Genomic DNA, 12,604 nt, shown 5'->3' with positions numbered 1-12,604 from the left:
GGGTTTTATCGGTGCCGCAGTTGCTTGGATGAAATTGGCCTTTGGCGCTTGATAGATAAGCGCAAGCAGCTATCAATATTGAAGTTGCAGCGGTTGCGGTGGCGCCTCACACTCAACCAAGCCGATTCTTCCAATAGTCTGGCTTGCGGTGCTGGTGCGCTACGGCCAGCACCAGAATGCCTGGGCCATCCTGCGTGTAGACCACGCTATAGGGAAACCGCCGCAACCGGCAGCGTCGAATCTCTGGCCTCAGTGGGTGCCACGCCTGGGGAAACTGCTCAACAAGCCGCAGTGTTTTGAGGACTTCGATCAAGAGGGCATCGCCCAGCCCCGGCGCTTGTTCTGCGTACCAAGCGATAGCGTCGTCCAGCTCCATTTGTGCTGGCTCCAGCAAGCGGATGCTCATGTGCGCGGGGAAGCCGTTTGGTACTTGGCAATCACATCGGACAGGGCCACTGCCTTGATTTCACCGCGCCGGTAGGCGGTAAGACGGTCGCTTGCTTCATTGGCCCAGAGCGTTTCCAGAGCGGCGTCGGGCTGGTCCAGGCTGTCCAGGATGCGCTCCACCACTTCCATGCGCTCTGCGGGGGGCAGCTGGGCAGCTTGGGCGCTGAGGGCTTCGGCGGTGATGGTCATGGCGGCTCCAGGGGCGTCGGTACAAAGCGTCACTATAACGAGGCGAAGACACCTGCCAGACCGCGCCTGGTGCACCGGGCTTATACGGCCATCGCCTCGCGCAGCACCTGGTCACGAAAGCTGGCGGGCAGGCTGTTGGGGGTGAGCACATCCACCTCCATGCCCAGCAGCTGCTTCAGTTCAAACCGGATCGCGCCAATGTCCATCAGCGTGGTTTGCGCGGTGGGCTCTACCAACAGATCCAGATCGCTGTCGGCTGTGTCGTCCCCATGCAGCGCCGAGCCAAACACCCGCACGCTGCTTACCCGGTGGCGCAATGCGATCTCGCGGATTTGCGAGCGGTGCAGTGAAAGGGCTTCGGAGGGGCGCATGGTTTGAAGTTTAGCGGCGCTGCGTGTTTACGAGCCAAATTGGCATTTAGCGCCTGCAGGGATTACGCTAGCAGCTACTAAAAAGATAGCTAATCTTCTGCGGAAAAGATGATCGCGCGTTGCCGGTTGATGCTGGCCAGCACATAGGGGTTGCGCACCGCGCCCGGCTCCACCAAATCCACGCCCCGGCCCAGCAGGGCTTCCAGATCGGCCTTGGCTCCAAAAATGGAGTGGAGCCCGGGTTCAACACCCGGGGCAAACTCCACCAGAAAGTCGGCGTCGCTGTGGGCGGGGTCAAAGTCACTGGCCCGTGCCGCCGAGCCAAACACCTCCAGCCGCCGAATGCCGTAGCGCTGACAGATGGCGGCAATGCCGGAGCGGTATTGGGCGATGGCGGGATGCATGGGCGCAGTTTAATCGAGCGCCGCATTGACACCATATTGGCCTGTAGTGCTTGCGCAATAAGCGGGAGGCGCTATGAAGAATATAGCTAATTGGTGCGATGCCTAAAACGACGACCCCGGCTCGCTCAAAAACGCCAGCTCTTCGGTTGTGGAGGTGCGGCCCAGTACCGCGTTGCGATGCGGGTAGCGTCCAAAGCGGTCGATGATGGCCTTGTGCCGACGCTCAAAGTCCAGGTTGTTTTCCATGCCCGGCTGCGCAAACAGCACGAGGGCTTGTTCATGAATCACGGCAGATTCGCTGTGCATGTACGGCATGTAGGCAAACACGCGCTGTGCGGTGGGCAGGCTGCGGTCCTGCCCGCTGGCCACCAGCTCTTGCGCCAGGGCGAGGGCCAGTGCGTCTTGCGCAAAGGCGCGGGCGGTGTCGCGGTACACATTGCGCGAGAACTGGTCCAGCACCAGGATTTCTGCCAACCGGCCTTCTGGGGTAGCGCGCCAGGGGAACAGTTCACAGCGGGCTGCGGCATCCAGCGTGGGGCCGAAGCGGGTTCGGATGGATTCGTCCAGGGCGGCGTCTTTGAAGAAATGCTGCTGGGGAGTGAGTTCGGTGAACCAGAACTGGAAGATATGGCGAGGATGTGCCGGAGTCATACGTTGGATTTCGTTGCGGAATCGTTCGAAGTCTATTTCCGACCAGGAGCAGTCGATTGGGGGCTATGGATGCGGGCGTTCCACTCCCGTAACCTGTCCACGGTGCCAGGCACGCGGGCGGCGGACTAGATGATTGGTCCAAGCTACTTCCCGCCAGGATGCCTTTCGTCAATGGTGCCGGTTTACCGATATGTTGATGGTCATTCCGTGGGCACCCAATTGAACTGGTAGTCAGGAGTCTTGGCGCGGATATAGGCCGACCGGTACTTTCTGAACGCGTATTGAAGATTGAGGCTTCCTCGCCTTCCTTTCGCGCGTACGCCAATGACGAAGTCTGGTTCGATGTTCAGGTTAGCAAGGGCACGAAGTACGAAAACGCCTTCAATGATTACCGGCCTGTTCATGTTGTGCCGCCCTGCAAGAAGGCGGCCCATCAACTCCGTATCGTGTGTGACTTCGCGCGAATCAGACTTCAAAGTGCAATCAGCCTCGATCACGGGCATTCCAAGTTGCCAGGATAGGAAGCGACCCAGGCTCGACTTGCCTGCGTGATCCACACCGTCAATCGCTATCGTCAATGTGCGCCAGGGTAGAACGCGCTCGCGAAGCCATGCCGCCACTGCTTGGTACTCGGGACTGATCTCGCGTGGCCTCATGGTGCCTAACGTGGGTTGTTTAGAAGAACCTGCGGGACAAACTGCTCTATGCGGAATATTTTGAGCACTTACTTCTCCTGTAAAGAACTTGCTTTCTGGGTTTCTATGGGCAGGACTGTTGAAACGTCTCGGTACGTAACTCCGCGAAATCCGGCAAGCACCAACTAAAAACTATAGCCTGCTTGCAGGATGTAGCGGGCTCGTACCGGTATGCGTTGAATAGTGAGAAAGCTGGGTAGCGAGTCAGGGACTGATTTGGGGAGCGGCTGTCGGCATCTACCAGTTGAATTCAACCCTCCCAATGTTCCCGCCTGCCCAAAAGAAAAAGGCCAGCAAACCTGAAAGTCTGCTGGCCTCTTCGATTAACGGGGAATTACTTCCCCCACGAATCCTTCAACCCCACCGCCAAGTTAAACACCGGCTTCTCCGCCCGGTGATCCACACGATCCGCCACAAAGTACCCATGCCGCTCAAACTGGAACTTGTCATCTGGCTTGGCATTGGCCAATGATGGCTCCACGATGGCAGTCACCACCTTCAGGCTGTTCGGGTTCAGGCTTTCGATGAAGTCCTTGCCGCCCGCGTCGGGGTGGGCGTCCAGGAACAGGCGGTCGTACATGCGCACTTCGGCGTTCACGCCGTCGGCCACGCCTACCCAGGTGATGGCGGCCTTGACCTTCACGCTGTCGGCGCCGGGGGTGCCGCTCTTGGTGTCGGGCACCACGGTGGCCAGCACTTCGGTGATGTTGCCGTCCGCGTCTTTGGTGCAGCCGGTGCACTCAATCACATAGCCGCCCTTCAGGCGCACCTTGTTGCCGGGGAAGAGGCGTTTGTAACCCTTGGGGGGCACTTCTTCAAAGTCTTCGCGCTCGATCCAGACTTCCTTGCCGATGGTGAAGTGGCGCACGGGGCTCTCAACTCCTTCGGGCGCTGCACCAGAAGACGCGCTATGCGGCGCGTGGGGCAGGGCGGGCAGGCTGCAGGGTTCCAGGTGGCCCGCGCCCATCACGTCGTCCCAGTTGGTGAGCACCAGCTTGACGGGGTTGAGCACGGCCATGCCACGGTGGGCTTTCAGCTCCAGGTCTTCGCGCAGGCAGCCTTCCAGGGTGCTGTAGTCGATCCAGCTGTCGGATTTGGTCACGCCAATGCGCTCGGCAAAGGTCTGGATGGATGCGGGCGTGTAGCCGCGGCGGCGCAGGCCCACGATGGTGGGCATGCGGGGGTCGTCCCAGCCGCTGACCTTGTGGTCGTACACCAATTGGGCGAGCTTGCGCTTGCTGGTGATGACGTAAGTGAGGTTCAGGCGCGCAAATTCGTACTGGCGGGGGGGCGGGCTGGTCAGCAGGCCACCTTCGGTCAAACGTTCCAGCAGCCAGTCGTAGAAGGGGCGCTGGTCTTCAAACTCCAGCGTGCACAGGCTGTGGGTGATCTGCTCCAGCGCGTCCTCGATGGGGTGCGCGTAGGTGTACATGGGGTAGATGCACCAGGTGTCGCCCGTATTGTGGTGCGTGGCGCGGCGGATGCGGTAGATGGCCGGGTCGCGCATGTTGATGTTGGGGCTGGCCATGTCGATCTTGGCGCGCAGCACCATCGATCCGTCTTCGTGCTGGCCGTCCTTCATCTCGCGGAAGATGCGCAGGTTTTCTGCCGGGGTGCGGCTGCGGAAGGGGCTGTCCACGCCGGGCTTGCTGAAGTCGCCCCGGTTCACGCGCATTTGTTCGGCGGTCTGTTCGTCCACGTAGGCGTGGCCGGCTTCGATCAGGTATTCGGCCGCGCGGTACATGAAGCCGAAGTAGTCGCTGGCCTGGTAGGGGGCGGCGCTGCCGGGGGCCTGGCCGATCTGTGTCCAGTCAAAACCGAGCCACTTCACGGCGTCGATGATGCTGTTGACGTATTCGGTGTCTTCTTTTTCGGGGTTGGTGTCGTCAAAGCGCAGGTGGCACACGCCGCCGTAGTCACGCGCCAGGCCAAAGTTGATGCAGATGCTCTTGGCGTGGCCCACGTGCAAGTAGCCGTTGGGTTCGGGCGGGAAGCGGGTGCGGATCTTGGCGGGGTCGGGCTCGCCCTGGGCGTGGTGGGCGGCGTCGCCGGGGGTGCCGGCCCAGCGGCGGGTGGCGTAGGTGCCTTTTTCCAGGTCGTGTTCGATGATCTGGCGCAAAAAGTTGCTGGGCTTGACGGTTTCAGCGGCCGCAGAAGTGGCAGTGGCGGCGGTATTGGCGGGGGAGGGGGTGCTCATCCAGCCATTTTAGGCGGCGGTTTCGTGACGGTTTACGCATTAAAACAAGCGCGTGTACGTTCAGACACAACGTAAAGACGGTTTTGTGCCATCCTTTTAGGCACTTGGTGCGTTGTGTACCGGTGAGGTGTGTCCTTTTGGTGGGCCGCCCTCATTCACTAGGAGATTTCCATGACGAAAACCCGTTCTGTTTCTACTGCGGCCGCTGTGGCGGGTGTGGCACTGGCCCTGTTGGCTGGTGCTGGCTCCGCCCAGGCCCGCGATGTCAATTGGTCCGTGGGCATTGGCGTGCCCGGCGTGGTGGTGGGGGCCAGCAATGGCTACTACGCCCCCGCCCCGGTGTACGTGGCACCGCCCCCACCGGTGTATTACGCTCCCCCTCCACGCCCCGTGTATTACAGCGCTCCCCCGGTGTACTACACACCACCCCCAGCGGTGGTTTACGGCGGTTATGGCTATGGCCATCGCCACCACGGGCACGGCCACGGTCGCCACTGGGACCGTTGACTAGCCCCCAGCGGCTGGTCTGTCACCAACCTCTTGGGCGCGAGTCGCTCACAGGCAGCGTTGCACAGGCTGCCTTTTACAGCGGTCCTTCGGGGCCGCTTTTTTCTTGGCGCCTCATAATCCCGCACTCTGGCCTGCCAGCGTGGCAGGCGCATCGCCCCGGAGACTTGTCTGTGACTGCCAATAAAACCGTTTTTGTCCTCAATGGCCCCAACCTGAACCTGCTGGGCACCCGCGAGCCCGCCGTGTACGGCGCCGCCACCCTGGCCGATGTGGAAAAGCTCTGCACTGACGCCTGCAATCGCCACGGTTTTGCGCTGCGTTTTCACCAAAGCAACCACGAAGGGGCCTTGGTGGACTGGATTCATGAGGCTGGGCGCCTGCATGCAGCGGGCGAGCTGGCAGGCGTGGTCATCAACGCCGGGGCCTACACCCACACCAGCATTGCCCTGCACGACGCCATCAAGGGCACGGGCATCACCCTGATCGAGCTGCACATCAGCAACGTGCACGCGCGCGAGGCCTACCGCCACCATTCGTACATGGCGGCCGCCGCCAAGGCGGTGATGTGTGGATTTGGCGTGCTGGGCTATGGCCTGGCGATTGACGGGCTGGCGCAGTTGCTGGCCCAGCAGCCAGCGGCCTGATGACCGGGCGCGGGGGATCTCACCACCATGGCCCCGCTGCCCCTGCAGGTCTCTGAGGACGAGGTTGAAATCACCGCCATGCGCGCGCAGGGCGCGGGCGGGCAAAACGTCAACAAGGTATCCAGCGCCGTTCACCTGCGGTTTGACGTGGCGGCATCGTCGCTGCCCGAGGGCGTGAAGGAGCGCCTGCTGGCCCTGCGCGACACCCGCATCACCCAAGACGGTGTGGTGGTCATCAAGGCCCAGCAATACCGCAGCCAGGAGCTGAACCGCGCCGACGCCCTGGAGCGCCTGAACGCGCTGGTCAACAGCGTGGCCGTGCCGCCCCGCGTGCGCAGGGCCACCAAACCCACCTATGGCTCGCAACAGCGGCGCCTGCAAAGCAAGACGCAGCGGGGCGAGACCAAGGCGCTGCGGGGCCGGGTGCGCGACGGGTCCTGAGGCTTGCGCGTCAGGAGGGATGTGCAGGTGTTGCCCACAGTGCGCCATCGGCCTGTCAATGGTTGATTGGCATCACCCGTAGAACAATCTGTCTGCCCTGCAGGGCTTGGTATCGCAGGCTATCAGTCCTACATTCATGGCATCCCTTGTTGGAGTTGTCATGTCTGCCTCTGTCCAAGCCCCCGTTCCAGTTTCTGCTGCCATTCCCGCCCTGTTTGTGTCGCACGGCGCGCCCTTGTTTGCGCTGGATGCGGGCACCACCGGCCCGGCGCTGACGCAATGGGGCCAGAGCCTGAAGTCGCAGTACCCGGGCTTGCGGGGCGTGGTGGTCATGTCGCCGCACTGGATGGCGCGGTCTGCGCAGGTGATGACCGGGCCGCAGCCCGCCACCTGGCACGACTTTGGAGGGTTTCCCCCTGCGCTGTATCAGCTGCAATACCCAGCCCCCGGCTCACCCGCGCTGGCGCAGGAGGTGCTGGGCCTGCTGCAAGCCGCTGGCGTGGCCGCCCAAGGTGACGCCGCACGCCCCTTTGACCATGGCGCCTGGGTGCCGCTGATGCATCTGTTCCCGCAGGCCGACGTACCCGTGGTGCAGGTGGCCCTGCCCGTGGGCGCTGGCCCGGCCGATGTGTATGCACTGGGCGCCGCTTTGCGCAGCCTGCGCAGCCAGGGCGTGCTGGTGGTGGGGTCGGGCAGCATGACGCACAACCTGGCCGAGTTTTTTGGTGGAGAGCGCGAACCTGCGCCCTATGTGCTGGAGTTCAGCCGCTGGATCGAGGACGCTCTGGCCCGTGGCGACATGGCCGCGCTGCTCAACTACCGCAGCCAGGCCCCCCATGCCCACCGCGCGCACCCCACCGAAGACCACTTTTTGCCCATCTTCTTTGCGCTGGGTGCAGCGGGCGACGACCTGCACGCAAACTACTTGAGCCGGGAGGTGATGTACAGCATGCTGTCAATGGATGCTTTTGCGCTGGAGCCGGTGCACTGACACGGAACTTCTCGCACTCCACACGTTTTTGACCCTAAACCGTTCGAGGCGCTCACATATGCTTAACTTGCCGCTCACATTTTTGCAGCGCCCCGCTGCCGCCACCACACCCCGGCCCTGGCTGCTGGTGCTGATGCATGGCGTGGGCAGCAACGAGCAGGACCTGTTCAGCCTGGCCCCGCAGATCCCGGACCGGTTCCATGTGCTGAGCCTGCGGGCGCCGTTTCGCATGGGGCCGGGCTCGCATGCGTGGTTTGATTTCTCCATCGAGCCCAATGGCGAGCGCACCATCAACGAAGAGCAAGAGTCGCAAAGCCGCGCCCTGGTGGCCCAGGCCCTCGAGTCTGCTGCCGAGCAGCTGGGCATTCCGCCCGAGCGGGTGGTGGTGGGCGGCTTCAGCCAGGGCGGCATCATGGCGTTGTCGCTGCTGCTGACCCGGCCTGCCTTGATGCAGGCGGGCTTGGTGTGGCACAGCCGCCTGCTGCCCCAGGTGGTGCCGCTCACCGCGCCTGCCGACGCGCTGCGCGGCAAGCAGCTGTGGCTGAGCCATGGCACGCATGACAACGTGATCCCGCTGGCCAACGCTCAGGCCATTGCCCACCACATGGCGCCGCTGCCGGTGACTGTGACGTACCGCGAGTTCCCCAGCGCACACGAAATTCGCCCGTCCGAGCTGGCGGCCACGGTGGCCTGGTTGGAGTCGCTGTCCACCACACCGACGGCGTTTTAAGCAGGGCCTGTTCGCGGGCCGGCCGGGGCGGGCTACATCGCGTTACCGGGGCCTGGGTGTGCGGTTGTCCAATCGTGTGCGCCCCATGTGGGACTGAGAGGGAACGCCTGACGCTGCGTAGGCTCGGACAAGGGTTGTTCCTGTGTTGAAGGAGAGCCCATGCCCGATCAAGACACCGCAGAATTTCGCCCCGCGCCAGAGCGCACTTCTCCCGCCCTATGGATCGTGCTGGTCACCTTCGCATGCGTAGTAGCGGCTGGCGCTGCCTGGTGGTTCTGGCTGCGGCCGGTAGAGCCAGCGGCAGCGCCACCCCCTGTGGTCGCCGCTCCAGCCGCACCGGCAGCGCCCCCGCCCGCCCCCGAGGCGTCGGGGCCGCAGAACCCGGTGGATGCGCTGGCGCCGCCCGACGCTGCCTTGCCCGCGCTGGCTGAGTCCGACGCCCGGGTGACAGAGCTGTTGGCCGAGCTGCTGGGCCGCGACAAGCTGGCGATGTTTCTGCAGACCGATGGTTTTGTGCGCCGCGTGGTGGCCACGGTGGACAACCTGGGGCGTGCCCACGCGCCATCGCGCATGTGGCCGGTGCAGCCCGCGGCGCAGCGGTTTGTCGTGGATGGCACGGGCGACGCGCCCACCACCATAGCAGCGGCCAATGCCGCACGCTACAGCGCGTTCTTGGCGTTTGCCGAAGCGGTACCGATGGAGCCCGCCGTGGCGCTGTACGCGCGGCTGTACCCGCTGTTTCAGCAAGCGTATGAAGAGCTGGGCTACCCCCGGCGCTACTTCAACGACCGCCTGGTGGCGGTGCTAGACCAACTGCTGCAGGCGCCCGAGCCCGCGGGCCCGCTACAGGTCAAGCTCACGCCCGTGAATACCGACGTGCCCAACCTGCGCCCCTGGGTGCGCTACGAGTTTGTGGACCCCGCGCTGGAGGCGCTGCCCAGCGGCCAGAAGATCCTGCTGCGCATGGGCCCTGCCAATGAGGCACGTGCCAAGGCGCTGATCCGCGAGCTGCGCAAGCGGGTGGCGACGAGTGACGTCGCGCGCAAGTAAGGCCCTCTAGCCTGTCATGGGGTGGGAAGTGGCAGAGCCGTCTTGTAGCGCACCTGCTTGAGTGCAAAGCTGGACCGGATCTTCTCCACGCCTGGAATGGGCGACAGCTGCTCCAAGATGAACCGCTCCAGCGCCCCGATATCGGCCAGCGCCACGCGGATCAAGTAGTCGCTGTCACCGCTCATCAGGTAGCACTCCATCACCTCGTCGTGCTCGGCAATGCGGCGTTCAAAGTCGGCCAGGGCTTCTTTGCTTTGCGTCTTGAGGCTGATGCTGATGAACACATTCAGGCCCAGCCCCAGCGCCGCCGCGTTGGCCAGCGCCACATAGCGGCTGATGACGCCTGCGGCCTCCAGCGCCTTTACCCGTGCAAGGCAGGGCGAGGGCGACAGGTGCACGCGCCGCGCCAGCTCCACGTTGGACAGAGAGCCGTCGGCCTGCAGCTCGGCCAGAATGCGCAAATCAAGGGTGTCCAGTTTCATGTGCTGCAGTTTACGGCTTTGGCGGCATAAAGTGCCATGACGGCACGGCGCAAAAGGCAAAACGGCAACTCATTTGGAGCCAGCCTCGCTACAGTGGCTGCCATGAACGCCCTCACACCCCACGCCCTTCTGCAACAAGCCCCCGGCGCCCCGCTGGACGCCGACCCCGAAGAAACCGCCGAGTGGCGCGATGCCTTCTTGGCGCTGGTCGCCACCGAAGGCCCCGAGCGAGCGCGGCACATGCTGCAAGAGCTGGTGCGGGTGGCACGCGCGCAACGCATTGGCTGGCAGCCCGACCTGAACACCCCCTATGTGAACACTGTGGCGGTGCGGGACCAGCCCGTGTTCCCCGGCGACCTGGCCATCGAGGAGCGCGTGGCCTCCATCGTGCGCTGGAACGCGCTGGCCATGGTGGTGCGGGCCAACCAGGCGTATGGCGAGCTGGGCGGCCACATCGCCAGCTACGCCAGCGCGGCGGATCTGTTTGAGAGTGGCTTCAACCACTTCTTCCGCGCCCGCGAGGGGCTGGGCGATGGACAGCACCGTGGGGATCTGGTGTTCTTCCAGCCGCACAGCGCGCCGGGTGTGTATGCGCGGGCTTTTCTAGAAGGGCGCCTGTCCGAGCTGGACCTGCAGCACTATCGCCAGGAGCTGACAGCGCCGGGCGCAGGCGCGCAGGGGCTGTCGAGCTATCCGCACCCCTGGCTGATGCCGGATTTCTGGCAGTTCCCCACCGGCTCCATGGGCATCGGCCCCATCAGCAGCATTTACCACGCGCGCTTCATGCGCTACCTCACGCACCGGACCCTGCTCAACTGCGAGGGCCGCAAGGTGTGGGGCGTGTTCGGTGATGGCGAGATGGACGAGCCCGAGAGCATGAGCGCCCTGACCCTTGCCGCGCGCGAGGGCCTGGACAACCTGGTCTGGGTGGTCAACTGCAACCTGCAGCGCCTGGACGGCCCGGTGCGCGGCAACGGCCGCATCATCGACGAGCTGGAGCGCCTGTTTGCGGGCGCGGGCTGGAACGTGGTCAAGCTGGTCTGGGGCAGCGACTGGGACGGCCTGTTCGCCCGCGACCTGACCGGCGCGCTGGTGCGCACGCTCGAAGGCACGGTCGATGGTCAGATGCAGACCTTCGCCGCCAAGGACGGCCGCTTCAACCGCGACAACTTCTTTGGCCAGAACCCCGAACTGGCTGCGCTGGCCCAGGGCATGACGGACGAGCAGATCGATCGCTTGAAGCGCGGCGGGCACGACCTGGTGAAGATCCACGCCGCCTACGCCGCCGCTGCTGCCCACAAGGGCCAGCCCACCGTGATCCTGGCACACACCAAGAAGGGCTACGGCATGGGCACGGCCGGGCAGGGCAAGATGACCACGCACAGCCAGAAGAAGCTGGACGACACCGACCTCATCGAATTCCGCAACCGCTTCAACCTGCCGCTCACCGACGAGCAGGCGACCAGCCTGGCGTTCTACAAGCCTGCGGAAGACAGCCCGGAGATACAGTACCTGCGCCGCCACCGCCAGCAGCTGGGCGGCTACCTGCCGCGCCGCCAGACGGCCTGCGACGTGCTGCCCGTGCCGCCCCTGGCCAGCTACGCCCAGTTCGCGCTGCAGGCCGATGGCAAGGAAATGAGCACCACCATGGCCTTTGTGCGCATGCTGGGCAGTTTGCTCAAAGACGCCACATTAGGCCCGCGCATCGTGCCCATCGTGGCCGACGAGGCGCGCACCTTCGGCATGGCCAACCTGTTCAAACAGGTGGGCATCTACAGCAGCGTGGGCCAGCGCTACGCGCCCGAAGACATCGGCTCGGTACTGAGCTACCGCGAGGCGCTGGACGGCCAGATTCTGGAAGAGGGCATCAGCGAAGCCGGTGCGATTGCGAGCTGGACGGCAGCCGCCACCAGCTACAGCGTGCACGGCTTGGCCATGCTGCCTTTCTACATCTACTACTCCATGTTCGGCTTCCAGCGCGTGGGCGACGCCATCTGGGCGGCTGCGGACCAGCGTGCGCGTGGCTTCTTGCTCGGCGCCACGTCGGGCCGCACCACGCTGGGCGGTGAGGGCCTGCAGCACCAGGACGGCACCAGCCACCTGGTAGCGGCCACCATCCCCAACTGCAAGGCCTACGACCCGGCCTATGCGGGCGAGATGGCCGTCATCATCGACGCCGGCATGCGCGAGATGGTGACCGAGCAGCGCGACGTTTTCTACTACGTCACGCTGATGAACGAGAACTACGCCCAGCCCGACTTGCCTGCCGATGCGGCAGAAGGTGTGCTGCGTGGTTGCTATGTTTTCAGGAGCTACTCAGGCAATATGCACGAGCGCGACAGCGCGATTTCGCCCCAAAGCGTCACCCTGATGGGCTCTGGCGCCATCCTGACCGAGGTGGTCAAGGCCGCCGAGCAACTCGCCAGCGAAGGCGTGGATGTGACCGTGCTCAGCGTCACCAGCTGGAGCGAGTTGGCCCGCGATGGTGTGGCCTGCGAACAGCGCTGGCTGGCGGGCGATGCCCAGCCTGCCCCCGCATGGCTGACCCAGCAACTGGCCGCAACCCGTGGACCGGTGATCGCCGCCACCGACTACGTACGTGCCGTGCCCGAGACGGTGCGCGCGTTCATCCCCGAAGGCCGCAAGTACATCACCTTGGGCACCGACGGCTTTGGCCGCAGTGACACGCGAGCGGCGCTGAGGCAGTTTTTTGGGGTGGATGCTGCGAGCGTGGCCCAGGCCGCGCGGCGCGCGCTGGCTGCTGGCTGATGACTGGCTGGGTGCTGCACGAGCGCCTGCCGT

General features: G+C 64.2%; 15 protein-coding genes. 7 read left to right on the top strand and 8 right to left on the bottom strand.

What is annotated here, in order from left to right:
- Positions 1–112: 112 nt before the first annotated feature.
- The 7 genes from ACOYR4_RS16075 to ACOYR4_RS16045 all read right to left on the bottom strand — a co-directional run bounded on the left by ACOYR4_RS16075 (position 113) and on the right by ACOYR4_RS16045 (position 4,954).
- Positions 113–406: a type II toxin-antitoxin system RelE/ParE family toxin gene (locus tag ACOYR4_RS16075; RefSeq protein WP_422847293.1), complete on the bottom strand. Its 294-nt coding sequence runs from the start codon at positions 404–406 to the stop codon at positions 113–115.
- Positions 403–636, bottom strand: a complete 234-nt coding sequence (locus tag ACOYR4_RS16070) for an addiction module protein (RefSeq protein WP_422847292.1) — start codon at positions 634–636, stop codon at positions 403–405. Before ACOYR4_RS16070 ends, ACOYR4_RS16075 begins: the two co-directional genes overlap by 4 nt.
- A gap of 80 nt (positions 637–716) precedes the next feature.
- Positions 717–1,007, bottom strand: a complete 291-nt coding sequence (locus ACOYR4_RS16065; RefSeq protein WP_060987401.1) for a nucleotidyltransferase family protein — start codon at positions 1,005–1,007, stop codon at positions 717–719.
- Between the two features lie 89 nt (positions 1,008–1,096).
- On the bottom strand, positions 1,097–1,411 hold the full coding sequence (locus ACOYR4_RS16060; protein ID WP_060987402.1) for a nucleotidyltransferase family protein: 315 nt from the start codon (positions 1,409–1,411) through the stop codon (positions 1,097–1,099).
- A gap of 102 nt (positions 1,412–1,513) precedes the next feature.
- Entirely contained in the window at positions 1,514–2,062 is a 549-nt protein-coding gene (locus ACOYR4_RS16055) for a DUF924 family protein (protein WP_422847291.1), read from the bottom strand.
- A gap of 200 nt (positions 2,063–2,262) precedes the next feature.
- Positions 2,263–2,718: a hypothetical protein gene (locus ACOYR4_RS16050; RefSeq protein WP_422847290.1), complete on the bottom strand. Its 456-nt coding sequence runs from the start codon at positions 2,716–2,718 to the stop codon at positions 2,263–2,265.
- Positions 2,719–3,091: 373 nt separating this feature from the next.
- Positions 3,092–4,954: a glutamine--tRNA ligase/YqeY domain fusion protein gene (locus tag ACOYR4_RS16045; protein ID WP_422847289.1), complete on the bottom strand. Its 1,863-nt coding sequence runs from the start codon at positions 4,952–4,954 to the stop codon at positions 3,092–3,094.
- Positions 4,955–5,125: 171 nt separating this feature from the next.
- Here ACOYR4_RS16045 and ACOYR4_RS16040 point away from each other — a divergent pair, with 171 nt between their 5' ends.
- The 6 genes from ACOYR4_RS16040 to ACOYR4_RS16015 all read left to right on the top strand — a co-directional run bounded on the left by ACOYR4_RS16040 (position 5,126) and on the right by ACOYR4_RS16015 (position 9,320).
- Positions 5,126–5,461, top strand: coding sequence for a hypothetical protein (locus tag ACOYR4_RS16040; protein WP_056640282.1), 336 nt, complete (start codon positions 5,126–5,128; stop codon positions 5,459–5,461).
- A 173-nt stretch (positions 5,462–5,634) separates the two neighbouring features.
- Positions 5,635–6,108, top strand: coding sequence for a type II 3-dehydroquinate dehydratase (gene aroQ, locus ACOYR4_RS16035; protein WP_015014979.1), 474 nt, complete (start codon positions 5,635–5,637; stop codon positions 6,106–6,108).
- A 27-nt stretch (positions 6,109–6,135) separates the two neighbouring features.
- A complete protein-coding gene (arfB, locus tag ACOYR4_RS16030) occupies positions 6,136–6,549 on the top strand; it encodes an alternative ribosome rescue aminoacyl-tRNA hydrolase ArfB (RefSeq protein WP_015014978.1) in 414 nt (137 codons plus the stop codon).
- 160 nt (positions 6,550–6,709) lie between these two features.
- A complete protein-coding gene (locus ACOYR4_RS16025) occupies positions 6,710–7,540 on the top strand; it encodes a DODA-type extradiol aromatic ring-opening family dioxygenase (RefSeq protein WP_422847288.1) in 831 nt (276 codons plus the stop codon).
- A 58-nt stretch (positions 7,541–7,598) separates the two neighbouring features.
- A complete protein-coding gene (locus ACOYR4_RS16020) occupies positions 7,599–8,270 on the top strand; it encodes an alpha/beta hydrolase (RefSeq protein WP_422847287.1) in 672 nt (223 codons plus the stop codon).
- A 159-nt stretch (positions 8,271–8,429) separates the two neighbouring features.
- Positions 8,430–9,320 carry a DUF3014 domain-containing protein gene (locus tag ACOYR4_RS16015; protein WP_422847286.1) on the top strand — a complete coding sequence of 297 codons (891 nt, stop codon included), beginning with the start codon at positions 8,430–8,432 and terminating at the stop codon, positions 9,318–9,320.
- Positions 9,321–9,334: 14 nt separating this feature from the next.
- Here ACOYR4_RS16015 and ACOYR4_RS16010 read toward each other — a convergent pair whose 3' ends face one another.
- Positions 9,335–9,802 carry an Lrp/AsnC family transcriptional regulator gene (locus tag ACOYR4_RS16010; protein ID WP_121942485.1) on the bottom strand — a complete coding sequence of 156 codons (468 nt, stop codon included), beginning with the start codon at positions 9,800–9,802 and terminating at the stop codon, positions 9,335–9,337.
- Between the two features lie 102 nt (positions 9,803–9,904).
- Between ACOYR4_RS16010 and mdeB the strand changes: the two genes are divergently transcribed.
- The gene (gene mdeB, locus ACOYR4_RS16005) at positions 9,905–12,571 is read left to right on the top strand and encodes an alpha-ketoglutarate dehydrogenase (protein ID WP_422847285.1); all 2,667 of its coding nucleotides are present in this window, start codon (positions 9,905–9,907) and stop codon (positions 12,569–12,571) included.
- Positions 12,572–12,604: the final 33 nt, after the last annotated feature.

It is taken from the genome of Acidovorax sp. M14, assembly GCF_049331375.1.
In the GTDB taxonomy this organism is placed as follows: domain Bacteria; phylum Pseudomonadota; class Gammaproteobacteria; order Burkholderiales; family Burkholderiaceae_C; genus Acidovorax.
The sequence above is the reverse complement of the archived record's forward strand: the minus strand, read 5'-3'. Positions and strand labels throughout refer to the sequence as shown.

Coding starts and splice junctions, on each gene's coding strand:
- ACOYR4_RS16075 (WP_422847293.1), bottom strand. CDS start 406: ATGAGCATCCGCTTGCTGGAGCCAGCACAAATGGAGCTGGACGACGCT.
- ACOYR4_RS16070 (WP_422847292.1), bottom strand. CDS start 636: ATGACCATCACCGCCGAAGCCCTCAGCGCCCAAGCTGCCCAGCTGCCC.
- ACOYR4_RS16065 (WP_060987401.1), bottom strand. CDS start 1,007: ATGCGCCCCTCCGAAGCCCTTTCACTGCACCGCTCGCAAATCCGCGAG.
- ACOYR4_RS16060 (WP_060987402.1), bottom strand. CDS start 1,411: ATGCATCCCGCCATCGCCCAATACCGCTCCGGCATTGCCGCCATCTGT.
- ACOYR4_RS16055 (WP_422847291.1), bottom strand. CDS start 2,062: ATGACTCCGGCACATCCTCGCCATATCTTCCAGTTCTGGTTCACCGAA.
- ACOYR4_RS16050 (WP_422847290.1), bottom strand. CDS start 2,718: ATGAGGCCACGCGAGATCAGTCCCGAGTACCAAGCAGTGGCGGCATGG.
- ACOYR4_RS16045 (WP_422847289.1), bottom strand. CDS start 4,954: ATGAGCACCCCCTCCCCCGCCAATACCGCCGCCACTGCCACTTCTGCG.
- ACOYR4_RS16040 (WP_056640282.1), top strand. CDS start 5,126: ATGACGAAAACCCGTTCTGTTTCTACTGCGGCCGCTGTGGCGGGTGTG.
- arfB (WP_015014978.1), top strand. CDS start 6,136: ATGGCCCCGCTGCCCCTGCAGGTCTCTGAGGACGAGGTTGAAATCACC.
- ACOYR4_RS16025 (WP_422847288.1), top strand. CDS start 6,710: ATGTCTGCCTCTGTCCAAGCCCCCGTTCCAGTTTCTGCTGCCATTCCC.
- ACOYR4_RS16020 (WP_422847287.1), top strand. CDS start 7,599: ATGCTTAACTTGCCGCTCACATTTTTGCAGCGCCCCGCTGCCGCCACC.
- ACOYR4_RS16015 (WP_422847286.1), top strand. CDS start 8,430: ATGCCCGATCAAGACACCGCAGAATTTCGCCCCGCGCCAGAGCGCACT.
- ACOYR4_RS16010 (WP_121942485.1), bottom strand. CDS start 9,802: ATGAAACTGGACACCCTTGATTTGCGCATTCTGGCCGAGCTGCAGGCC.
- mdeB (WP_422847285.1), top strand. CDS start 9,905: ATGAACGCCCTCACACCCCACGCCCTTCTGCAACAAGCCCCCGGCGCC.